Source organism: Novosphingobium sp. PhB165, from assembly GCF_004341845.1.
GTDB lineage: Bacteria > Pseudomonadota > Alphaproteobacteria > Sphingomonadales > Sphingomonadaceae > Novosphingobium.
Genome location: NZ_SLVB01000001.1, coordinates 673,172 through 693,657, shown reverse-complemented (window position 1 = coordinate 693,657; position 20,486 = coordinate 673,172). Strand labels below are relative to the sequence as shown.

The window sequence follows — 20,486 nt, the reverse complement described above, 5'->3', positions numbered from 1 at the left end:
TTCCCATCCAAATTTTTGCCGCTATAGGAGCCTCTCCGCCGCCGAGGAGGAGCCCGCAAGGCTCTGAAACGGCAGCCCGGCCAGGGCAAAGTGTGGACGCATAGCTCAGTTGGTAGAGCAGCTGACTCTTAATCAGCGGGTCCTTGGTTCGAGCCCAAGTGCGTCCACCAGTCCTGTCCTTACGCGGAAACGTGTGGACGCATAGCTCAGTTGGTAGAGCAGCTGACTCTTAATCAGCGGGTCCTTGGTTCGAGCCCAAGTGCGTCCACCATTTCCGTACCTTACGCGGCAACGCGTGTGGACGCATAGCTCAGTTGGTAGAGCAGCTGACTCTTAATCAGCGGGTCCTTGGTTCGAGCCCAAGTGCGTCCACCACCGCCTCCCTAAAAAGAACATCATCCCGTTTCGGGTTTGTTTGCGAGGCATTCCGGGCGCCGTTTAGGCCCCTCTTCCTTCATCCGTTCGAATCGGCATCCGCGCGGTTTATCGTAGCCGTCGTTATGCGCGCGCATGACGCTGCAGGAGCTGAAAGCTGCCTGAGGCGAGCTCGGCGCCCAAAGGGCATCGCTCTGCTCGGGAAATTTTCCCTGCCATAGCCGCCACGCGCCGAATTCGGGAAAACGTCTACCGGGACCGTACCGCTCAGCCTGCGCCTTCACGGGCCGCCTGAGCCCTTATTTCGCGGCCCCGACGTCATCTTCTTCCGCAGTCGGCACCGCCGAGCCCGAGGCCTGCGCCTCGATCTCCCGCGCCGTCGTATCGATCTTCGCGCGGGCTGCAGCGTAGCGCTCGTCGAACGTCGGCTCGCGGTGACAACCGGCAAGCGCCGCCAGCGATACGACACAGAGGATCGCCCGCCGCATCAGTAGTCCTTCTTGATCTTCACGCTGAGCGAGTTGACGCCCGAACCACCCGCCTGGCTCAGCACCGACAACCAGCGGGTCACGCTGACTTCCAGCTGGGTCGCGGTAAAGCCGCGCGCGTCAGTGATCAGCTCGACATAGATGTCGTCGGTTATGTACTGGCCCGCTGCCAATGCTGTGCCGCGCCCGCTCGCCTCGTCCGGGCTGAGAATACGCAGGCGGTCGATCCCCGTCGCCGAACGCAGCTTGCCCAGCGGATTGAGCCCCCCGCCACTCGCCCGCAGCGAATTGAGCGATGTGGCAAGCTGAACCGCCTGGATCGCCGAAAGGTTGGCGATCGAACTGCCGAACAGAATGCGCGACAGGATCTCGTCCTCAGGCAGGCTCGGCTCGGAGCTGAATTCGATCTGCGGATTGAACGCACGGCCGGAGACCGAAACCGTCACGTTGACGTCCTCGATCGATTCGGTTGCCGTGATCGCCACCGAGGGATCGATCGTGCGTCCGCCGTTGAATGTGATCTTGCCCTCGGAAATGCTGAACGAGCGGCCGGCGAAATCGAGGTTGCCGCGGATCAGTGTAACATCGCCGGTCATCGTCGGCGCCGCTGTGGTGCCGCCTACCGTGAAGTCCGCGCTCCATTCGGAATCGAGCCCCATGCCTGAAACGTAGAGCTTGTCCGACGCCCGGAGGTGCAGGTCTAGACGGAGGGTCGAGAATGCGGATGCAATCTGCTCGGCTTGTTCGTCGCCGGTGACGCGCGTTGGGCCGGACTTCGGCTTGAAGCGGACGCCGGTGAGACGCGGAATTTCCACCGCCCCCTCGCGAACGATCTCGTATCGGGTTTCCGGCAACCTCAGTTCGCCCGAGAGCAGCGCCTTTTCGCCGGCATGCTTGGTCAGGTTGAGAGTACCCGTGGCGCTTGCCGACAGCGACGCGCTGCGCGCCAGCCGGGCCCGATCCAGCGTGACCGTCAGCGCCATCGGATAGCCTTCCGCTGCCGAAAGGCTCATCCGGCCGCTGGCGCTCACGGTGCCGTTGCCGGCATTGGCGCTAAGTGACTGAAGCTCGAAACTGTTGCCGGTGAAACGGCCTTCGAGGTTCATGTTGGTCAGTCTGGTACCGAAGGCCTGATATTCGTAAGTCAGGTCCCGACCCTTGATAAGGCCATTTACGCAGGGGTCGGAAAGCTTGCACGAGAAGTCGGCTGCAAGCCCGATCGGCCCGCTCAGCGTCTGGCCCGCCTGCCCGATGAAGGAGAACAAGGTATCGGCCGGGCCGTTGTAGCGAATGCCGCCGCCCAGCGGGGCTTCCAACAGACGCGACATCCATGACCCTTCGCCCGACGGCAGTGGGCGCAGCGTTGCCGCCAGCCGCCCGATCACGCTGCCGCGCCGGCGGATCACCGCATGCGCCTCTCCGCCATCGGGCACCAGCTTGCCGAGGAAGTTGATGTCGACCGGCTGGCTCACCGTATTGGAACTGGTGCGGGTGAAATCGGTAACTGTCAGGCGCGCATCGGCGCGGGGGAACGCGCTGCTGCTGGTCTGTTCGAAATCGAGGCTGCCGCTCGCGCTGCCGCCAAGGCCGTAGCCCGGCACGAAAGCGTTGACGGCGCCGACGTCGAAGGTCTCCAGCCGGCTTTCCAGTTTGATCCCGCCGTCGCCATAACGGCCGGCAACGCGCGCGGTGCCGCGACCGAACGTGAGCGTCGTCGGCAGCAGTTCATAGCCATCCTTGCCCGGCACGATGCGCGCGGGGCTGAGCGTGCGCAACGATTGGCCGCGCACGCGTCCCTGTAGAGCCACGCGCCACAGATCAGGCGCGAGATCGGCATTGACGCCAAGGCGGAACGGCACGCCGCTCACGCCTTCGATCAGCGCCTTGGCCTGTCCGCGACCGTCGCGATAATCGACCAGCACGCGCGCGGCGGCCAGATCGAATGCACCGATCCTGGTTCCCGCAAGCTGTGCGTCGGCCACGACGGTAGGCTTGTCGTAGAGGATCGCGCGGCCATCGATCAGGGCCGAGCCCACCGACAGATTGGCCGGGCCCGGGAATACCGCGTCCTTGGCGCGCAAGTTGAAGTCGACCGCCTGATACTTGCCCTCCGCCGCCAGTCTCAAGGCACCGCCGATGCCATTGCCCTGCGCCGTCAATTCGCCCGCGAAGGGACCGGCGGCCGTTTGGGTAAGTTGGCCCGCGAAATCGACGCCCCCGAGATTGGCGCTGTTGATCTGCATCGCCAGTTGCGCGCCCATGTGCAGGGTCACGTCGGCCTTCAGCGGCCCGTAGTCGGTGTCGCTGGTCAGGTCGAAACGGTAGCCGCCATGAACGCCGGTGATACGCGCATCAAGGTTGGCAAGGCCGATGCCCAGGCCGGGATGCTCCGCCGTGACATGCGCGTCGGGATTGGCGATCGTGCCGTCCACCCGCACGCCGAGCGCGCCGTAGCGCTGCGATGTCCCGCGTGCATTGAGCGAGATCCGGCCGTCGGGTGACCAACTGCCCTGCCCGTCGGCAACCTTGAGGTCAGGCGCGTTCAGGCGCAGCGACGAGAAGTGTACAATGCCGTCGGAGCCATAGCGAACCCGCGACGAGGCCGCGAAATTACCGCCGAGGAAGTTTTCGAGGCTGGAGTTCAGCAGCTTTCTGGAACGTGCCTGAACCGTGCCTTCAAGCGCGAAACCGCTCCGCTCGCTCTTGAGGTCCATATTCGTACGGATGTCGAAAATGCCGACGCTTTCGAGGCGATAATTGTCGATCCTGCCGTCGATTGCGCCCGTATAGAGGCCCTTGGCGACATCGGCGGCAAGGATCAGCTTCGCATCGATGCGATCGGAGCGGATACGCATGTTGTCGGAGAGGATCCGGGTGCCCTGGATCGCCAGATCGCCGTCGAGCCGGACATTGGCGAGCGTGCCGCCGGCCACCGTATCGAGCCCGACGATGCGCTGAACACGCGCCGCGACCGGGATCATGATCCTGTCGGCATTGACACGCGCCGCACCCTCGGCGGTCAGGCCTTCGAGGCCCATGTCGTTCATTTTCAGGCGCGCGGCGTTGATGCGATAGGCAACTCGCGGCCGGGTGAAGGCCCCGTCAAGCGCAAGCGAGGCTGTCAGCCCCGATCCGCTGAGGTTCTTGGCCATGACCGTAGGCTTGAGCAGCACGAACTGAAGCCGCAGGTTGTCGAAACTGTTCTTCGACAAATCGACCACGCCGTCCGGCCGCAGCGTGAAGGCATCGCTGGAAACGAGGCCAGACAGCTTTGCCCGCCGCTGATCCAGCGCGGCCGTGAGATCAAGATTGGTGATCGGCCCCAGCAGCCCTGCTGTCGGCCCCGTGAAGAGGCGCGCGATCTGCGTCGGCCCCTTGATCCCGAAAGTGCCGTTACGGGCGGTCAGTGCCAGCCTCGCCATCTCGCTGCCAGCAAGATCGGCTTCGAACTGCCCATCCCATGCCTTCCAGTCGCCCTTGCCGTCCAGCCGGAAGCGTAGGGGCTGCTTGAACCCGCCCAGCGCGGCAATCACGCCGCCGGTCGGGGCATCGAGATCGGCCTTGAGCGCCAGCCGGTTTTTCGCTGGCACTGCATCCAGCTCAAGGTCGAAGCGATCTCCGCCCTGCTTGCCCTCGATGGCAATCGTTCCGCCCTTGGCGAAGACTTGCGCGCGCCCGTCGGCGATATGCGCCCGGCCATCGACGGTGAGGATGCGCCGTACTCCGGCGACCGGCGGTTCGGCGATAAAACGGCCGATCTTGAGGCGGCCGACATCGATATCGAGATCGGGCAGCAGCGGCTCGTTGCTGGGCGGCGTCGGCAGGAACTTGGGCGTGCGGCGCAGGATCATCCGCTCGGTCGTGGCGCTGCGCACATCGACATGTCGGCGCAGATAGGCGAAGGGCCGCCAGTCGACGTCGATCTGGGGAGAGAACAGGAATTCGCCCTGCGGATCGCTCACCGAAAGGTCGTGCAGCGTCATCCGGCTGTAGAGCGAACCTTCGATGCGGCCGACCTTGATGCGCATGCCGTTTTCGAAGCGCAGTCCGGCGATCTGTTCGGCCACGAAGCGGTGGCCGGGGCCGGTATCGATCCCGAAAATCACTGCGGCGGCCAGTACCACGGTGCCGAGCAGCAGCCCGACAATGGTCTTGAGCGCGCGGATCCGCAGGCGGCGGCCGAGCGATGGACGCGCGCGGCGGCTCTGATCGAGTTCCTCGCCGCCGATCTCGTCTTCGTTCTCGGGCGGCAGGGTGTCGTCGTCTTCGATCATCAGAAGGCCTGCCCGATCGAAACGTAAAGATTGAAGCGAGACTCGCCCGGCTGGCGGTCGATCGGCGTCGCAATATCGATGCGGACCGGGCCGAAGTTGGTGTAATAGCGGCCGCCGATACCGACACCGTAGCGCAAGTTGTTGAACTGCGGCGTCGTTTCCCGATAGGCCTGACCCGCGTCGACGAAGGTCACCACGCCGAAGTTTCCAAAGCGGTAGCGCGCCTCGACCGATGCCTCGTTCAGGCTGCGCCCGCCCACGGCCTTGCCGTCCGGCGCCTGTTCGCCCAGCGCCTGATAGCTGTAACCGCGCACCGAACCGCCGCCGCCGGCATAGAGCCGCCGCGAAGGCGCAATGTCGAACAGTTGCGCGCCCTGGATCGAGCCGAGGCGGAAGCGCCCTGCCAGCACGAGGCTGTCGGTCACGGGATAATAGGCAGAACCGTCGAGCCGGCTCCGGACATAGGGATTGAAACCACCCTTCACCGTAGCCTCGGGCTGAACGAGCGCGGTAAACCGGAAGCCCTTGGTAGGATCCAGCAGGCTATCGGTATGGTCGAAACCGGCCTGTCCGTTCACGCCGACGACGTAGTAGAGCTTACGGTCCCGCGTGCCGGTGGCGATGTTGTAGTCGGTTTCACCGGTAATCAGGGCCTCGGCGCCATAAGCATACGTGAACTTCTTCTGCCACAGCGGTGTCGAATCGCGGGCCATGCGGACCGCAATACGGCCGGTATAGGCGCTGTAAGCGTCGTAATCGTTGTGGAACGCCTCTGCCACGACCTCCAAAGTGCGATCGCGCTTGCCGGCATTGGAGCGGCGGAAGGTCGTGCTCAGGCCCTGCTGCCGGGTACCGGCGGTGCCGTTGACGATAACCGCGCCTTCGGGCGGGAACATGTTGCGGTGGGTCCAGATCGCCTGCGCGCTCAGGCCCTCACCCGTGGCATAACCAATGGTGCCCGCGATCGTGCGCGGCGGACCGGCATCCTGCTGGACGTGCAGCGTGACATATTCGGTACCGTCATCGCCCGCCGATTCGCCGGTCTTGCGTGGTTCAACCGAGACGGTCGAAAACAGGCTGGTCGCCACCAGCGCCTTGCGCAAGTCGTCCACCTTGCGGCTGTCGTAAAGCTCGCCGGGCTTGAAGCGTGCCAGCACGCGAATGTGCTTCTCGTCGAAGGCAAGGTCGCCCGAAGTGGTGAAGCCGCCGAACCGCCCACGCGGGCCGACGTCGATAGGCAAAGTGTAGACGCCGTCGCCGGTGTCCTGATCGAGCAGGATGTCGCGGTCGCCCAGTTGCGCGAAGGCATAGCCGTTTTCGGGCAGCGCGAGCGCCACTTGCGCTTCGGCTCCCTGAACCCGCTGGGCGATGATGGGTTCACCGACCTTGAGGGCGAAATTGTCCGCAATGAGGTTCGGAGGAATCGTCGGATCCGCCTTCACGACGATATCGGAGAAGACATAGCGCTTACCGGGATCGACAGTGATAACGGCGGTGAACGCAGCCCCCCGCTCGGCACCTTGTCCGCGCTCGATCCGGGTAGTGATGACCGGCGAATACCATCCCTCCGCCGCGAGGACGGTCTGCATCAGTGCCGCGTCGTCGTTGAGGCGCGACCGCAGCATTGCGACATTCGCCGCCTTGCCGTCGCCCTTCTTCAGCGCCGAGTGTGACCTGAACTCGCCTCTGAGATCGATATCGGCCGCCTGATCGGCGGCGTCGAGTCCATCGACCCGCATGGCATAGGCGATTTCGCTGTCCTTCGACTGCTGCTCGCTCTCGGCGAACTGGACGGGCGTGACTTCGAACTGATCTATGGGCGGCAGGGGCGCCATCAATTCGGGATCGCGCACGGGCGCTTCGCCAATGGCTTCGGTTGAAGATGGGGCTGGAGCAGTCGCAGTGACCGTCGCCGTGCTCGCGCCGCCCGCGGCGGTCTGATTCGCCTGCTCCCCGGCCGGCTGATTCGCTTGCTGGGCCTGCTGAGCGGTCAGCCGCTTCTCGAACTCCTCGATCGAATCGAGCGGCTTGTCGAGTTCGGGGTCATCGGTGGCATCGAGCTTGGGGATCGACTTGTTGAACTCGTCATCGGGGATGATCGGCTTCACCTCGGGCAGGGTCACATCGGCCGGAGGCGCGGGCACGTCCAGCTTGCCCGCTTGCAGCGAATCGTCCGCCCGCGCGGGCTGATTTCCAGCGTTCTGAGCGCCGGCCTGCGCCCCCGCCTGAGCCGCGGTATTCTGCGGCGCGGAGCCGGTCGGCGGGCTCGCCGAAGGGTCTGCATCCTGCGCATAAGCAGGCACGCCGGAAGCCGCCAGCATCAGTGCCAGCGTAACCAATCCGACGCTTTCACACCTTAGCCGGGAACCGGCGGCGGCGTGATCGCTTGGCCTGGGTATATGGAACGCGATGGAATACCCCCTGTAGAGTCCGGCCCTGTGAAGTTTGGCCTGACGAAGCCAAACCTTGTCGAGTCTGGGCAAGAGCCCCTCTCGTGCTTTACCGTATCGCATTGCAACAGCGAAAGTTCCCACCTGCAAGGGGGTACGTGATGGATACCCACGACGGATCATCGGACCGTGGCCAGATAGAGACAATTTCCGGCACCAATCCCGTCGGCGCAGGCATGTCGCACCCCGGTTCCGATGCCAACGCACCCTGGGCGCTTTCCGGAAGGGCCTGGTGGCGCGTCATCCGGCGCGTCTGGGTCATGAGCGGCTTTCACGAACTCGGTCTGCTGGCGGCCGGGCTCGCGTTCTATTGCTTTCTTGCGCTCACCCCGCTGATCGCGGCGACCGTGATGACTTACGGCCTCATCGGAGACGTCGACACGGTGCGCAAGCAGATGCAGAGCATCGTCGAAATCGTACCGCCCGAAGTCGCCCACATGCTGGAAGAGCAGTTGATCCAGATCGTCACCACCAGCCGGGGCGTGACCGGCTTTGCGCTGGTGATCGCGCTATTCTTCGCAGTCTATGGCGGTATGCGCGCGGCGAGCGGGATGATCAGCGCGCTCAACGTGATCAACGAAGAGCGCGAAACGCGCGGCATCATCGCCCTCACTTTCCGCGCCGGCGGGCTCACACTTTCGGCCGTGCTGATCGCGTTGACCGGGATCCTTTCCGGCGGCGTGTTCGCATGGCTGCAAACGCAGGCGAGCGCCTTTCTCGGCGACGCGACGCAAACCCTGTTCAGTTGGCTGAATTGGACGGCAGCAATCCTGCTCGGCAGCCTCGGCTTCGCGCTCATTATGCGTTACGGCCCGGATCGGCGCCCGGCCAAGTGGCGCTGGCTGAGCCCCGGCGCCTTGCTGGCAACGCTGTTGTGGATGGCGGTGTCGTTCGGGTTCTCGCTCTATGTCGCCTATATCAGCGACTACAACGCCACGTACGGCTCGCTTTCGGCCATTGTCGTGTTCCTGATGTGGCTGTTCCTCTCGGCCTATGGCGTGCTGCTGGGCGCGCTGCTCAATGCCGAGATCGAGCGGCAGACCGTGTGCGACACGACCCGGGGCCCTTCCCGCCCTCCCGGCGAGCGCGGCGCAGTGCTGGCCGATGTCGTCGACGACCACGTGCCCTCGCTCGACGACCTGCAACGCAAGCGCAACCGCCGCGCCGACAAAGTGCGCCGCGAGGCCGGTTAGCGCCGCAGGATTTCGAGCGGACGCCGCGCTTCGTCCAGCCGGATCACGAGGTCCGCGCGGGCGGGCATCTCGGCCAGGATCAGGCGGGTGATCCGCTCGTAATGGGCAATGAAGCGCGCAATTTCGGCTTCGGTCATGACCTTGCTGCCCGGCGCAGGGTGTCCGGCCAGATCGCGTTCCTGCTCGGCACGCCAGCGCTGCACCACCTCGAAACCGGGCGCGGCAAGCAGCACCAGACGGTCCATCCTTGCAAAGAGCCGCTGATAAGAATCGCCCAGCATATCGTTGACCCAGCGGCGCCAGCGGCCGTCCGGGTCCTCTTCCGCTTCCAGAGCATTGACCGGGTCAGTCAGTTCACTCGTCCGCTGCGGAAAGGCGCCCACGCACCAGCCCTCCAGCACCAGGACCTCGCAGCCGGGCGCAACGATGGGCCAATTGCGCTCCGGCGCGCGGTCGTCCCGCGCCTTGTCGAAACGCGGCAGCGCTGCCGGACCGCCGCTTTCCAGCGCATCGAGAACGTCGAGGCCGAGCTTGATATCGTGTGTGCCAGGAACCCCGCGCGTCGCCAGCAGTGGATGAACCTCACGCGACAGGGCCTGACGCTCGGCATGCGTGAGGTAAAGATCGTCGAGCGAAAGCACTGCGCTCGCCAATCCTTCGGCCCCGCATTGCCGCCGAACCGCTTCCGCCAGCGTGGATTTGCCCGATCCTTGCGCGCCGCATATGCCGATAACCACCGGACGGTGCCGGAACGCAGACAGCGCGCCGCGAATTTCCGCCATCAGGGCTTCGACCATGCGGGGGACGGCCTTGCTCATGGTGCGAACGTCGCCGCCTGTCCGTGGCACAGGCCCGCACCGTCCATGAGATTCCAGACCACCGCTGGACCGATGCGAAACCGCCGGCCCTTCGCACTGATCCGCACACCGGCGTAGTCGTCGATGAAGCCCTGCGTGGTCACGCGATCGAGCAGCCGCTGACGCTCTTCCCGCAAAGGGGCTTCGGCGGAAAGTCTGGACGGCATCCCCACGAATTGGGCGGCATCGCATTCGAAAGCGGCGAGCGCAGCGGCATTGCCGAAAAAGAACAGCGGATCGGGCTCAGTCCCATGCGCAACGACGGCGAAAGGTGCCTGCCAGAGCGCCTCGACCGGATCGCCTCCGATCGCGACGAGCGGCTTGCCCAAAAGCCGCTCAAAGCTCTCGGCAACGAGTGCGATCGGCCCGGCGCAACGGGGCTCGCGATAGGCCATCAGCACTGGACCTGCCTCCGCCAACACCGCCTGTTCGCCCATTCCGATCTCCCGCCTTTCGCCTGCTCTCGGATAGCAGCACAAAGCCCCGTTTGCGACCCGCACGGCACCATCGCGACGGCGATCAGCCCGGCGCAAGGTTGAAGCCCCCGCCCCACTGCGACTAGCTACTTGCCGACAAGACATTGGGGCCGGCGTTTGCCCGAGCCTGTGAGAGGAAGGACAAGCGGGATGACCGATATTCTCGGCTACAAGGGCAAGCGCGTAATCGTCAGCGGATGCTTCTCGGGCATGGGCGAAGCGACGGCAAAGCTGCTCGTCGAACTCGGCGCGGAAGTTCACGGTTTCGACTTCAAGGAAAGCGCGGTGCCGATGGCATCGTTCACCCAGATCGACTTGCGCGACCCGGCTTCGATCGAAGCCGCCGTTGCCAAAGTTGGCGGCAAGGTCGACGCCCTGTTCAACTGTGCGGGCCTCGCCGGTGGCGGTGGTTTCCCCCCGCTGGACGTGATGAAGGTCAACTTCCTCGGCACCCGTCACCTTACCGAGCAGGTTGTGCCGCTGATGAGCGAAGGCGCCGCCATCGTCTCGATCGCCTCGACCGGCGGCCTCGGCTGGAGCCGCCGCATTCCGGTGCACATGCAGCTTCTCGCCACCAAGGGCTTCGAAGCCGGCCTCGCCTGGTGCGAAGCCAACCTTGACCAAGTGGCCGAGGGCTATGCTTTCTCGAAGGAAGCGGTGATCGTCTGGACGCAGTTCATGGGCGCGCAGCTCATCAAGAAGGGCATCCGCATCAACTGCTCGCTGCCCTCACCGACCCAGACCCCAATGATGGCGACCTTCCACGCCACCTCGGGCAAGGCCGTGGTCGATGCCGCTGCCGAGCCGCTGGGCCGCTACACCACCCCCGCCGAACAGGCTGGTCCGCTGGTGCTGATCTGCAGCGACCTTGCAGGTGTGGTCAACGGCATCGTCATGCCGGTCGACGGCGGTTTCATGGGCGGCCTTGCCACCGGTCAGGTGGACATCACCAAGATGATGAGCAAGCAGCCCGCTTGACGACTTTCGTCATGTAAAAAAATCGGAAGGGGCCCGGACGGCATGTCGTCCGGGCCCTTTTACCTATGCGTCAACCTGCTAAGGCGGACGCAACAACGAGGAGCAGGACCAACAGCATGACCGACGCCGTACTTTACGAGATCGACGCCGAAGGCATCGTCACGATCACGCTCAACCGGCCGGAACTGCGCAATCCGATCTCCGATCCCGAAGTGATCGAGGGCCTGCTTGGCGCGCTGGAGCGGCTGGACAGCGATCCCGCCGCGCGCGTCGCCATTCTCACCGGTGCCGGCAAGGGCTTCTCTTCCGGCGGCAACATCAATGAGATGAAGCCGGGCGGCAACGTCAACGGTGGCGAGCCGGTCCGCACCCGCCTCAATTACAAGCGCGGCATCCAGCGCTTGCCTCTCGCTTTCGCCGCGCTTGAAGTGCCGGTGATCGCCGCCGTCAACGGCGCAGCGGCAGGCGCGGGCTGCGACCTCACCTGCATGTGCGATCTCCGCATAGCCGGTGAAAGTGCGCGCTTTGCCGAAAGCTTCGTGAAGATCGGCCTGATTGCGGGCGATGGTGGCTCATGGCTGCTGCCCCGCGTGGTCGGCTGGTCGAAGGCCGCTGAAATGGCTCTGACCGGCGACATGATCGACGCGGCAGAGGCACTGGCCTGCGGGCTCGTGTCCAAGGTCGTGCCCGATCATCAGTTGATGGACGAAGCCCGCGCCCTCGCCCGCCGCATCGCCGCCAACCCGCCGCACGCCGTGCGCATGACCAAGCGCCTGCTTTGGGAAGGTCGCCGCAGCGATCTGGCCACCCTGCTGGAAATGGCCGCCGCCATGCAGTCTGCCGCCCACGCCACCCACGATCATGCCGAGGCGGTCGATGCTTTCCTCGAAAAACGACGGCCTGAGTTCAAGGGCTCTTGAATTTCGATGTGATCGGTTCATATCGCGCTCACACCGTAATGTGAGAATGGATAGACTCATGGCAGGCAATGTGATCGAACAGGTCCGCAAGCTCGTCGCCGAAGGCGGCATGAGCAAGTCGGGCCTTGCCCGCGCGGCGGGGCTCCACGCCAATACGCTGCGCGACTGCACCGAGCCCGACTGGAACCCCACCGCCGAAACGCTGACCAAGCTGGAGCGCGTGTTGTTCTCGAACGACGATCGCCAGATGCTGGTCCCCATCGAGGAGATCATCGACGAGGCGCGCAACGGCCGCATGTTCATCCTGGTCGATGACGAGGATCGTGAGAACGAGGGCGACCTCGTGATCCCGGCCCAGATGGCGACCCCGGCGGCGATCAACTTCATGGCCACCCACGGCCGCGGGTTGATCTGCCTGACGCTCACCAGCCAGCGCGTCGACGAACTCGGCCTCGACCTGATGAGCCGCCACAACGGCACCCGCCACGAAACCGCTTTCACCGTTTCAATCGAGGCGCGCGAAGGCGTGACCACCGGCATCTCCGCTGGAGACCGCGCGCGCACCATCTCGGTCGCCATCGACGGCACCAAGAGCAAGGCCGACATCGTCACCCCTGGCCACGTCTTCCCGCTGCGCGCCCGCGACGGCGGCGTGCTGGTCCGCGCCGGCCACACCGAAGCCGCTGTCGACATCTCGCGCCTTGCCGGCCTCAATCCCTCCGGCGTGATCTGCGAGATCATGAAGGACGACGGCACCATGGCGCGCATGGACGACCTGATCGGCTTCGCCCGCATTCACGACCTGAAGATCGGCACGATCCGCGACCTGATCGCCTATCGCCGCAAGCACGACCGCATGGTCGAAAAGAAGAACGAGATCACGTTCCAGAGCCACCACGGCGGCCAGTGGCTCGCCCGCAGCTATTTCAACAAGGCCACCGGTGACGAGACCATGGCCCTCATCAAGGGCCGCGTCGATCCCGCCAAGCCGACGCTCGTGCGCATGCACACGCTCTCGATGTTCACCGACGTGTTCGGCGAGGAATCGACCGAGCGCGGCAACCTGCTGCACCGCGCGATGGAAATGATCGGCGAGGAAGGAACCGGCGTGATCGTCGTGATCAATCGCCAGATCGGCAGTTCGATGTCGAAAGTCATGGACATCAAGCAGCAGATCCGTGCCGGCGAAATGCCTGACATCGAAGAACTTCGCGACTATGGCGTGGGCGCGCAGATTCTCGCGGAGCTTGGCATCCACGACATGATTCTGCTCACCAACACCCATCATTCGCTTGTCGCGCTGGAAGGCTATGGCCTGAACATCGTGGATGAGCGCCCCATTCCCTGCGCCCCCGAAGGAGCGAACTGACATGGCCCGCTTTCTCATCGTCGAAGCCCGCTTCTACGACCATCTCAACGACCAGCTGATCGCCGGCGCCAAGGCAGCGCTGAAGACCGCCGGCCACAAGGCCGAAGTCATCACCGTGCCCGGCGCGCTGGAAATCCCGGCCGCCATCTCGCTGGCCGATGCCACCGGCGATTACGATGGCTACGTCGCCATCGGCGTGGTCATTCGCGGTGAGACTTACCACTTCGAAATCGTCGCCGGGGAATCGGCACGCGGCATCATGGCGCTGACGATGGACGGTATTGCCATCGGCAACGGCATCCTTACCGTGGAGAACGAGGAACAGGCGCTGGTCCGCGCCGATCCTGCACAAAAGGACAAGGGCGGTGAAGCCGCCAAGGCCGCGATTGCGCTCTACGACCTCAAGGAGCGCTTCGCCTGACGGAGAGTTGAATGGCTGATACGGTTCCGGTCGCGCACGCGTACATCGACGGCATCCCCCTCGTTCTGGGCGGAAACGTCTTCGGATGGACTATCGACCGGGACCGCAGCTTTGCGGTGCTCGACGCCTTTTACGAGGCGGGCGGACGCATGATCGACACCGCCGAGGGGTATTCCAACTGGGTTCCCGGCCACAAGGGCGGCGAATCCGAAGCGATCATCGGCGAGTGGCTACAGGCGCGCGGCGTGCGCAGTGAAATGCGCATCGCCACCAAGACCGGTCAGGGCGGCGCGCCCGGCTCCCTGATACCCGAAAAGGTGTGCGCGGCGCTCGACGGCTCGCTTGAGCGCCTGCGCACCGATTACGTGGACCTCTTCTACGCCCACCGCGACGACGGCACGACTCCGCTCGATGAAGTCGCAGCCGTCTATGGAGACCTGTTCCACTCCGGCCGGGCCCGCGAACTGGGCGCTTCCAACTATACGGCCGAACGGCTCGCCGCCGTGATCGATGCCGCCGACACACTGGGCGTCCAACACTTCACCGTGCTCCAGCCGCTCTACAACCTTGTGGCCCGGGATGAATTCGAAGGTCCGCTCATGGCGCTCTGCCAGAAGCGCGGGATCGCGGCCCTGCCCTATTACGGCCTTGCGGCGGGCTTCCTCACCGGAAAATACTCCAGCGCCGGCGAGTGGGAAGGCACCACGCGCGCCCACTCTCTCGATGCAGCGGCAGCCCATGGCGGGTGGGCCATTCTCGACGATCTGCGCGCGATTGCAGCCGATTCCGGCGCCAGCCCCGCACAAGTCGCGCTCGCATGGTTGAATGCGCAGCCGACGATTGCAGCACCGATCGCCAGCGCTACCAGTCCCGAACAGGTCCGCGAACTTGTCGGCGCAGCACGCCTCATCCTTTCTGATGAGTGTTTCAATGCCCTCAATACGCACAGTTAGACCGCGTATATCTACCTATATTCATCAGATACATTACTGAATTTACACAATCAGTTCACTGCAAGGTCAGATTTGATCGGTTAGTCAATCCCGTATGTCCTGTACCCAACTTGGACATAGCCGAATGACGAGTTCCCAAATCTCCGGAATGATGTAGCGATCATAACAGAAATATCCGTTACCGATCCTATTCGGAGCTAACTTCAAACCTCGACACCTCGCCGCAGAGGCGGGTCGCAGCCCCCGGCCCGGGGATATCGGGCCCTGTCGCGCCACCAGCCGCGACCGACGGAGTATATGCCAGTGAACACCGAACGAAAGCGTGCCGCGTTGATCGAAGCCCTCATGGCGAAATTGCCGGATCTTGAGGAGTTCGGCGCCTTCGTCGCGGCGGCGCATCTCCAGGCGGCGATCGACGCCCTGCGCGTGCCCTCCAACGCGGAGCAAGAAGACTCCAATTCGGAATAAGCTGAACAAGACGGCCTGTCTTCCGCATGCCACAACCCCGTTCGGAAAATGAATTGCGATTTTGCCGCGCCCGAACCTTCCTGTCGAATTCAGTCAGGAAGCTAATCGGATCGACAAGCAAGGCCAAAATTCATGATCTGCGGGAGTAATTGCTGCGAATAGTATCGTGTTCGGTACCCCCGATCGGCACGGAACCATTGCAGCCAGGCGTTTGGTGGGCTCTGGCTTATGGAGAAGACCGATCAAGTTATGCGCAACCGAGCCAAGGCCATACGCCTTATCGGTATCGCCAACGAACTTCTCGCCATGGCGCGGGAACTCGAAATCGGACAGACTATCGCTACCGACGCCGCGATCGGAACCGAGCGCGACGGCGGCAAGGGCGCCAGCCAGGACCACCCCATCTGGGTTGAACTGGCCCGCCAGACTTATGACGATCGCCGCAGGCGGACCAAGATTTTCGGATCGGAGGAGCTTTTCGGCGAACCGGCCTGGGACATCCTGCTCGATCTGTTCATTGCCGCCAAGGAACGCCGCCGCGTCTCGGTGACGAGTGCCTGCATCGGCTCGGCGGTTCCCTCGACCACGGCGCTGCGCTGGATCACCATTCTCGAAAAGCAGGGTCTGCTCGTGCGCGAGGCGGACCCGGGGGATGCCCGGCGCGTCTACGTCAAATTGAGCGCGCGGGGCTATGCCGCGATGCTCGAATATTTCGCCTCCGCATCGCGTTCCGTCGTGTTGCTCGATGACACTCGTACGGAGTTCTCGGCAATGCGCTGATCCCGGTAGCCAACCCGTTTCGCCCCTGGGGGTGGGGATCCGGGCACGGAACCGATGGAGGCGACCGGGTGGTCGGTCTACTGACCCAGGCCGATCACCCGGTTACAAAGTCAAAGAAAAGGCCCGGCTCCCCATGGGAACCGGGCCTTCCTTTAAACGGACAGTCCGATCAGCGCGCCAGACGGCCGAACGCCGAAGCGCCGGCGAACTTTGCAGCCTTGCCCAGCTCTTCCTCGATACGGATCAGCTGGTTGTACTTGGCAAGCCGGTCCGAACGGGCGAGCGAGCCGGTCTTGATCTGGCCACAGTTGGTGGCAACGGCGAGGTCGGCGATGGTCGCGTCCTCGGTCTCGCCCGAACGGTGCGACATGACGGCGGTGTAGCCGGCGCGGTTGGCGATCGAGACGGCTTCCAGCGTCTCGGTCAGCGTGCCGATCTGGTTGACCTTCACCAGCAGCGAGTTGGCCATGCCCTTCTCGATACCCATGACGAGACGCTTGGGGTTGGTCACGAAGAGATCGTCGCCAACCAGCTGGACCTTGTGGCCGATCTTGTCGGTCAGGGCCTTCCAACCTTCGAAGTCGTCTTCGCCCATGCCGTCTTCAACCGAGATGATCGGGTAGGCTTCGCACAGGTCGACAAGGTAATCCGCGAACTGGATCGGGCTGAGCGACAGGCCTTCACCGCTGATCTCGTACTTGCCGTTCTTGAAGAACTCGGTCGCGGCGCAATCGAGCGCGAGCTGGACGTCAACGCCCGGCTTGAAGCCCGCCTTCTCGATCGAGGCCATGATGAAGTCCAGCGCATCGCGCGTGCTGGCAAGGTTCGGCGCAAAACCGCCTTCGTCACCCACTGCGGTAGCCAGGCCCTTCTCGTGCAGGCCCTTCTTCAGCGTATGGAAGATTTCCGAACCCCAGCGCACGGCTTCTGCGATCGAACCGGCGCCAACCGGCATGACCATGAATTCCTGGAAGTCGATCGGGTTGTCGGCATGCTCACCGCCATTGATGATGTTCATCATCGGCACCGGCAGCACATGCGCGGAAACGCCGCCGACATAGGAATAGAGCGGCAGGCCGCGCGCGTTGGCAGCCGCCTTCGCCACGGCGAGGCTGACGCCGAGGATGGCGTTGGCGCCAAGGCGACCCTTGTTCTCGGTACCGTCGAGTTCGATCATCGCAAGGTCAAGCTCGCGCTGCTCTTCGGCGTCCATGCCCACGAGTTCTTCGGCGATTTCGGTGTTTACCGAATCAACCGCCTTGAGCACGCCCTTGCCAAGATAAACGTTCTTGTCACCATCGCGCAGTTCGACCGCCTCGTGCGCGCCGGTCGATGCACCCGAGGGGACCGCAGCGCGGCCAAAGCTGCCGTCTTCGAGGAGCACGTCGACTTCGACGGTCGGGTTGCCGCGGCTGTCGAGAATCTGGCGGCCGTGGATATCGATGATCGCGGTCATTCTGGGATTTCCTCCTGAACGGCGCCACTGGAAGAGGCCCTGGCGCTCTCGAGGGCGTCTTAGCAGGGGAACTTGAGGTTACAAGTTGCGTTGCAGCAGCGCGGACAAGTTGTGTTACTCTGTCGGCACATCGCATATAGGCGAAAGACCGGGGTTACCCCGAAACAAGGAGGACAACGCCATGGCCGAACCCACCAGCGGCACGGGAAACGGAACCGAAAACGCCAAGAGCCACTTCAGCAAGGCCGTTGAAGAAGCCCGCGCGGGCGCTCTGGCCCTCGGCAAGGAAGCACAGACCGTGGCGGAAGGTTACCTTGGCAAACTGAACCAGGCCAAGGGCGAATGGTCTAACGAGGCCAAGAGCCGCTCGGAAGACGCCAAGACCAAGGCCAGCGCCTTTGCGGACGACGCCAAGGTGAAGGCGACCGACCTTGCCAACCAGAGCAAGGCCAAGACCAGCCAAGCGATGGTGGGCCTTTCCAAGCTGATCGACGACAATGTGAGCGTGATCGACGAGAAGGCCGGCCCCAAGTACGGCGACTATGCCCGTACGGCCTCCAAGTCCGTGGCCGATGCCGCAGCCCGGCTTGACGAGAAGACGCTCGACGAACTGGGTGAGGATGCACGCGAATTCGTGCGCAAGAGCCCGGGCATGGCAATCGGCGTCGCAGTGGCGGCCGGCTTCCTGTTCGGCCGACTGTTCAAGAAGAGCAGCTGATCCGGCCCCCGGCGCGATCTGCGGCAATGCTCGATCCTGACACGTCCCTTCGCTATGACAGCGATATAGAGGACATTTCGCTCGCCCAGGACCTCAAGCTTCTGGCCGAGGAGGCGCGCACGCTGGCGCAGGCGGAACTGGCTTTCCAGAAAACCCGGGCCGCCTACGTCGGTGCGGAGGCGCGCACGATCGCGCTGTTTGGCGTGCTGGCGGCGGTTGTCGTGTTCTTCGCACTGATGGCGCTGGTGTTTGGTTTGGTGCTTTCGCTCGCCTCGGTCCTCGGGCCCTGGCTGGCGACGGCGGTGGCGACGCTGGCCCTGCTTGTGATCGCCGCAATCCTCGGCTTGAGCGCGCGCGGGCGGGTCAAACGGGTGCGGTCCGTGCTGTCGAACGGAGGTACTGACTAATGGCATCGCTCGCCGCCCGCCTGGCCGAACACCGCGCCGTACGCGACGAGGCAAAGGCCACGTTCGATGCCCATTACGCCGCACTCAAGGCCGACATGGAAGAACGCGGGATTGCCGGACGCCTTGCCGACGAAGCGATCGACAAGGCGCTCGACGTTCTCGATGAGGCTGTCGCCGTGGTGGAGACACACCCCGCCGTGGTGGGCGGAACTTTCACCGCGCTGGTGCTTTGGATTTTGCGAAACCCGATCATCGCTTGGATCACCGACATATTCGGTGCCCTGTCGAACCGCAGATCGGATGAACATGAGAGCGAAAAAGGAGCCTGACGTGAGCGACGTTGAACAGAAAACGCCCGCCCAGTCCGCAACCGACGTCAACTTCGGAGCCGTCGTGCCGATCCGGCCGGCGACCGATGCCGACAGTCCGTCGCGAAAGGTCATCGCTTTCGTGAAGAAACACCCGGTGCTGGTCATCGCAGGCGGGCTGGCTGCCGGGGCGGTCGTCAGTGCCCTACTGCCACGCCGGGTGACCGACAAGGCTATGTCGCGCACGCTGGAACTTGCCGAAGCGGCGGGCGGCGCGGCACTGCTTCTGGGCCGCAATGCTTCCAGCAAGGCGCAAAGCCTTGGCATCGGCGCCAAGCGCGAGGCCGGACAGATCGCCGACCGTGCCGAAAAAGTCGGCGGCAATGCAGCTGAACGGCTTGAGCGTTACGGCCTTGCCGCTCTTGCAGCAGCCAGTGCACTGGGCCGCGCGACGGCGGAGCGCGCGGAAAAAGTCGGCGGCCCTGCCGCACAAAAGGTCAGCAAGCTTGGCCACGACGCGGCGGAGAGTGCCAGCGAGAAGTCGCATCGTTTCATGGAACGCATGCAGGATTTCGCGCAGCGCATGACTCACTGAGTTAATATTGCTATTGATTTGCAGGAGCGTAAAGGGCCGTATCGCGCATGCGATCGGCTCTTGCCCTGCAGACCGCCAAGACTTATGGGGACCTCATCTCTCTCCCACAGGAAAGCGGTCCCTCCCCATGCAGAAACTTCACCTCGTGATGGGTGGCCGGGTCAAAGATCCGCGCAGCCTTGAATACGCAAATCTCGAAGAAATGGACCTTGTCGGCGTCTATCCCGATTACGCCTCGGCCGAAGACGCCTGGCGTTCGGCAGCCCACCGTACGGTCGACGATGCGGAAATGAAGTACGTGATCGTCCATCTTCACCGCCTGCTCCAGCCGGACCAGCCGGAAGCCTGAACGGGCTTTCCGCTACCGAACGGCAGCGGATACGAAAAAGGCCGGCTTTCGCCGGCCTTTTCTTTTGCTCTCGTCCGGCGAAGTCCGGTTCAGATGAACTCGATCTTCTGCACCAGGTAGAACTTGTCGCCCGAAGGCACGGTCACTTCAACCTCTTCCTCGACCCGGCGACCGATCAGCGCCTTGCCCAGCGGCGAGTTGTAGCTGATGCGGCCAACACGGGCGTCCGCCTCGTAAGGGCCGACGATCTGGTACTTCACCGGCTTGTCGTCCTCATCGAGCAACGTAACCGTGGCGCCGAAGATGATCTTGTCGCTGGTCAGCGTGGCCGGATCGACGATCTGGGCGCGCGTGATCTTGTCTTCGAGGTCGGCAATCGTGGCTTCGACCTGGCCCTGACGCTCCTTGGCGGCGTGATACTCGGCATTTTCCGAGAGATCGCCGTGCGCGCGCGCTTCCTCGATCGCATCGACGATCCGGGGGCGCTCTTCACGCAGCGCCTTGATCTCGGCGGTAAGCTTCTCATACCCTTCAGCGAGCATGGGGAGCTTTTCGATACTGGCCATCAAACACTTCCTTCCTGCTGCCTCCCCGCTCCGCGAAACCAGTCGAGGGAGACTAGTTTCCTGTCCCGTCCCTCAGGTCATTCCC

The 20,486-nt window shown here is 63.8% G+C and carries 20 protein-coding genes and 3 tRNA genes; 16 read left to right on the top strand and 7 right to left on the bottom strand.

What is annotated here, in order from left to right; all coding sequences use genetic code 11:
* The first annotated feature begins 94 nt into the window (after positions 1-94).
* The 3 genes from EDF56_RS03380 (at position 95) to EDF56_RS03370 (ending at position 375) form a co-directional block, all read left to right on the top strand.
* Positions 95-170: transfer RNA gene (locus EDF56_RS03380), tRNA-Lys, on the top strand.
* Between the two features lie 25 nt (positions 171-195).
* A tRNA-Lys gene (locus tag EDF56_RS03375) sits at positions 196-271 on the top strand.
* Positions 272-299: 28 nt separating this feature from the next.
* A tRNA-Lys gene (locus tag EDF56_RS03370) sits at positions 300-375 on the top strand.
* Positions 376-674: 299 nt separating this feature from the next.
* Here EDF56_RS03370 and EDF56_RS03365 read toward each other — a convergent pair.
* The 3 genes from EDF56_RS03365 to EDF56_RS03355 are packed head-to-tail and all read right to left on the bottom strand — an operon-like array spanning position 675 to position 7,476.
* The gene (locus EDF56_RS03365; protein ID WP_132385294.1) at positions 675-863 is read right to left on the bottom strand and encodes a hypothetical protein; all 189 of its coding nucleotides are present in this window, start codon (positions 861-863) and stop codon (positions 675-677) included.
* Positions 863-5,137, bottom strand: coding sequence for a translocation/assembly module TamB domain-containing protein (locus tag EDF56_RS03360; protein WP_132385293.1), 4,275 nt, complete (start codon positions 5,135-5,137; stop codon positions 863-865). Before EDF56_RS03360 ends, EDF56_RS03365 begins: the two co-directional genes overlap by 1 nt.
* Entirely contained in the window at positions 5,137-7,476 is a 2,340-nt protein-coding gene (locus tag EDF56_RS03355; RefSeq protein WP_347812965.1) for a BamA/TamA family outer membrane protein, read from the bottom strand. The genes EDF56_RS03360 and EDF56_RS03355 overlap by 1 nt, the downstream gene beginning before the upstream one ends.
* A 212-nt stretch (positions 7,477-7,688) precedes the next feature.
* Between EDF56_RS03355 and EDF56_RS03350 the strand changes: the two genes are divergently transcribed.
* Positions 7,689-8,780, top strand: a complete 1,092-nt coding sequence (locus tag EDF56_RS03350; RefSeq protein ID WP_243652411.1) for a YihY/virulence factor BrkB family protein — start codon at positions 7,689-7,691, stop codon at positions 8,778-8,780.
* On the opposite strand, the gene EDF56_RS03345 is transcribed toward EDF56_RS03350, so the two are convergent.
* Positions 8,777-9,562: a kinase gene (locus tag EDF56_RS03345; protein WP_132385764.1), complete on the bottom strand. Its 786-nt coding sequence runs from the start codon at positions 9,560-9,562 to the stop codon at positions 8,777-8,779. The genes EDF56_RS03350 and EDF56_RS03345 overlap by 4 nt on opposite strands.
* A 32-nt stretch (positions 9,563-9,594) precedes the next feature.
* Positions 9,595-10,074, bottom strand: coding sequence for an MEKHLA domain-containing protein (locus EDF56_RS03340; RefSeq protein ID WP_207904608.1), 480 nt, complete (start codon positions 10,072-10,074; stop codon positions 9,595-9,597).
* 189 nt (positions 10,075-10,263) lie between these two features.
* On the opposite strand from EDF56_RS03340, the gene EDF56_RS03335 reads away from it, so the two are divergent.
* The 7 genes from EDF56_RS03335 (at position 10,264) to EDF56_RS03310 (ending at position 16,002) form a co-directional block, all read left to right on the top strand.
* Entirely contained in the window at positions 10,264-11,091 is an 828-nt protein-coding gene (locus EDF56_RS03335) for a coniferyl-alcohol dehydrogenase (protein ID WP_132385292.1), read from the top strand.
* Between the two features lie 116 nt (positions 11,092-11,207).
* Entirely contained in the window at positions 11,208-12,011 is an 804-nt protein-coding gene (locus tag EDF56_RS03330) for a crotonase/enoyl-CoA hydratase family protein (protein WP_132385291.1), read from the top strand.
* Positions 12,012-12,069: 58 nt separating this feature from the next.
* Positions 12,070-13,380, top strand: a complete 1,311-nt coding sequence (gene ribB, locus EDF56_RS03325; RefSeq protein WP_132385290.1) for a 3,4-dihydroxy-2-butanone-4-phosphate synthase — start codon at positions 12,070-12,072, stop codon at positions 13,378-13,380.
* 1 nt (position 13,381) lies between these two features.
* Entirely contained in the window at positions 13,382-13,801 is a 420-nt protein-coding gene (ribH, locus tag EDF56_RS03320; RefSeq protein WP_132385289.1) for a 6,7-dimethyl-8-ribityllumazine synthase, read from the top strand.
* Between the two features lie 11 nt (positions 13,802-13,812).
* Positions 13,813-14,754, top strand: a complete 942-nt coding sequence (locus EDF56_RS03315; RefSeq protein WP_132385288.1) for an aldo/keto reductase — start codon at positions 13,813-13,815, stop codon at positions 14,752-14,754.
* A gap of 330 nt (positions 14,755-15,084) precedes the next feature.
* Positions 15,085-15,222: a hypothetical protein gene (locus EDF56_RS25835; RefSeq protein ID WP_165912026.1), complete on the top strand. Its 138-nt coding sequence runs from the start codon at positions 15,085-15,087 to the stop codon at positions 15,220-15,222.
* A 228-nt stretch (positions 15,223-15,450) separates the two neighbouring features.
* Complete coding sequence (locus EDF56_RS03310; RefSeq protein WP_132385287.1) at positions 15,451-16,002, top strand: MarR family transcriptional regulator; 552 nt, start codon at positions 15,451-15,453, stop codon at positions 16,000-16,002.
* A gap of 169 nt (positions 16,003-16,171) precedes the next feature.
* Here EDF56_RS03310 and eno read toward each other — a convergent pair whose 3' ends face one another.
* On the bottom strand, positions 16,172-17,458 hold the full coding sequence (gene eno, locus EDF56_RS03305; RefSeq protein WP_132385286.1) for a phosphopyruvate hydratase: 1,287 nt from the start codon (positions 17,456-17,458) through the stop codon (positions 16,172-16,174).
* A gap of 181 nt (positions 17,459-17,639) precedes the next feature.
* On the opposite strand from eno, the gene EDF56_RS03300 reads away from it, so the two are divergent.
* The 5 genes from EDF56_RS03300 (at position 17,640) to EDF56_RS03280 (ending at position 19,835) form a co-directional block, all read left to right on the top strand.
* A complete protein-coding gene (locus EDF56_RS03300) occupies positions 17,640-18,176 on the top strand; it encodes a hypothetical protein (RefSeq protein WP_132385285.1) in 537 nt (178 codons plus the stop codon).
* 26 nt (positions 18,177-18,202) lie between these two features.
* Entirely contained in the window at positions 18,203-18,583 is a 381-nt protein-coding gene (locus tag EDF56_RS03295; RefSeq protein ID WP_132385284.1) for a phage holin family protein, read from the top strand.
* On the top strand, positions 18,583-18,912 hold the full coding sequence (locus EDF56_RS03290) for a hypothetical protein (RefSeq protein ID WP_132385283.1): 330 nt from the start codon (positions 18,583-18,585) through the stop codon (positions 18,910-18,912). Before EDF56_RS03295 ends, EDF56_RS03290 begins: the two co-directional genes overlap by 1 nt.
* Position 18,913: 1 nt before the next feature.
* Complete coding sequence (locus EDF56_RS03285) at positions 18,914-19,486, top strand: hypothetical protein (protein WP_207904607.1); 573 nt, start codon at positions 18,914-18,916, stop codon at positions 19,484-19,486.
* Between the two features lie 127 nt (positions 19,487-19,613).
* Positions 19,614-19,835, top strand: coding sequence for a DUF4170 domain-containing protein (locus EDF56_RS03280; protein ID WP_132385282.1), 222 nt, complete (start codon positions 19,614-19,616; stop codon positions 19,833-19,835).
* 89 nt (positions 19,836-19,924) lie between these two features.
* On the opposite strand, the gene greA is transcribed toward EDF56_RS03280, so the two are convergent.
* Positions 19,925-20,401: a transcription elongation factor GreA gene (gene greA / locus EDF56_RS03275; RefSeq protein WP_132385281.1), complete on the bottom strand. Its 477-nt coding sequence runs from the start codon at positions 20,399-20,401 to the stop codon at positions 19,925-19,927.
* Between the last annotated feature and the right edge of the window lie 85 nt (positions 20,402-20,486).

Excerpts from the sequence above, each read along its gene's own strand:
- EDF56_RS03365 (WP_132385294.1), bottom strand. The coding sequence starts at position 863 with ATGCGGCGGGCGATCCTCTGTGTCGTATCGCTGGCGGCGCTTGCCGGT.
- EDF56_RS03360 (WP_132385293.1), bottom strand. The coding sequence starts at position 5,137 with ATGATCGAAGACGACGACACCCTGCCGCCCGAGAACGAAGACGAGATC.
- EDF56_RS03350 (WP_243652411.1), top strand. The coding sequence starts at position 7,689 with ATGGATACCCACGACGGATCATCGGACCGTGGCCAGATAGAGACAATT.
- EDF56_RS03345 (WP_132385764.1), bottom strand. The coding sequence starts at position 9,562 with ATGGCGGAAATTCGCGGCGCGCTGTCTGCGTTCCGGCACCGTCCGGTG.
- EDF56_RS03340 (WP_207904608.1), bottom strand. The coding sequence starts at position 10,074 with ATGGGCGAACAGGCGGTGTTGGCGGAGGCAGGTCCAGTGCTGATGGCC.
- EDF56_RS03335 (WP_132385292.1), top strand. The coding sequence starts at position 10,264 with ATGACCGATATTCTCGGCTACAAGGGCAAGCGCGTAATCGTCAGCGGA.
- EDF56_RS03330 (WP_132385291.1), top strand. The coding sequence starts at position 11,208 with ATGACCGACGCCGTACTTTACGAGATCGACGCCGAAGGCATCGTCACG.
- ribB (WP_132385290.1), top strand. The coding sequence starts at position 12,070 with ATGGCAGGCAATGTGATCGAACAGGTCCGCAAGCTCGTCGCCGAAGGC.
- ribH (WP_132385289.1), top strand. The coding sequence starts at position 13,382 with ATGGCCCGCTTTCTCATCGTCGAAGCCCGCTTCTACGACCATCTCAAC.
- EDF56_RS03315 (WP_132385288.1), top strand. The coding sequence starts at position 13,813 with ATGGCTGATACGGTTCCGGTCGCGCACGCGTACATCGACGGCATCCCC.
- EDF56_RS03310 (WP_132385287.1), top strand. The coding sequence starts at position 15,451 with ATGGAGAAGACCGATCAAGTTATGCGCAACCGAGCCAAGGCCATACGC.
- eno (WP_132385286.1), bottom strand. The coding sequence starts at position 17,458 with ATGACCGCGATCATCGATATCCACGGCCGCCAGATTCTCGACAGCCGC.
- EDF56_RS03300 (WP_132385285.1), top strand. The coding sequence starts at position 17,640 with ATGGCCGAACCCACCAGCGGCACGGGAAACGGAACCGAAAACGCCAAG.
- EDF56_RS03295 (WP_132385284.1), top strand. The coding sequence starts at position 18,203 with ATGCTCGATCCTGACACGTCCCTTCGCTATGACAGCGATATAGAGGAC.
- EDF56_RS03290 (WP_132385283.1), top strand. The coding sequence starts at position 18,583 with ATGGCATCGCTCGCCGCCCGCCTGGCCGAACACCGCGCCGTACGCGAC.
- EDF56_RS03280 (WP_132385282.1), top strand. The coding sequence starts at position 19,614 with ATGCAGAAACTTCACCTCGTGATGGGTGGCCGGGTCAAAGATCCGCGC.
- greA (WP_132385281.1), bottom strand. The coding sequence starts at position 20,401 with ATGGCCAGTATCGAAAAGCTCCCCATGCTCGCTGAAGGGTATGAGAAG.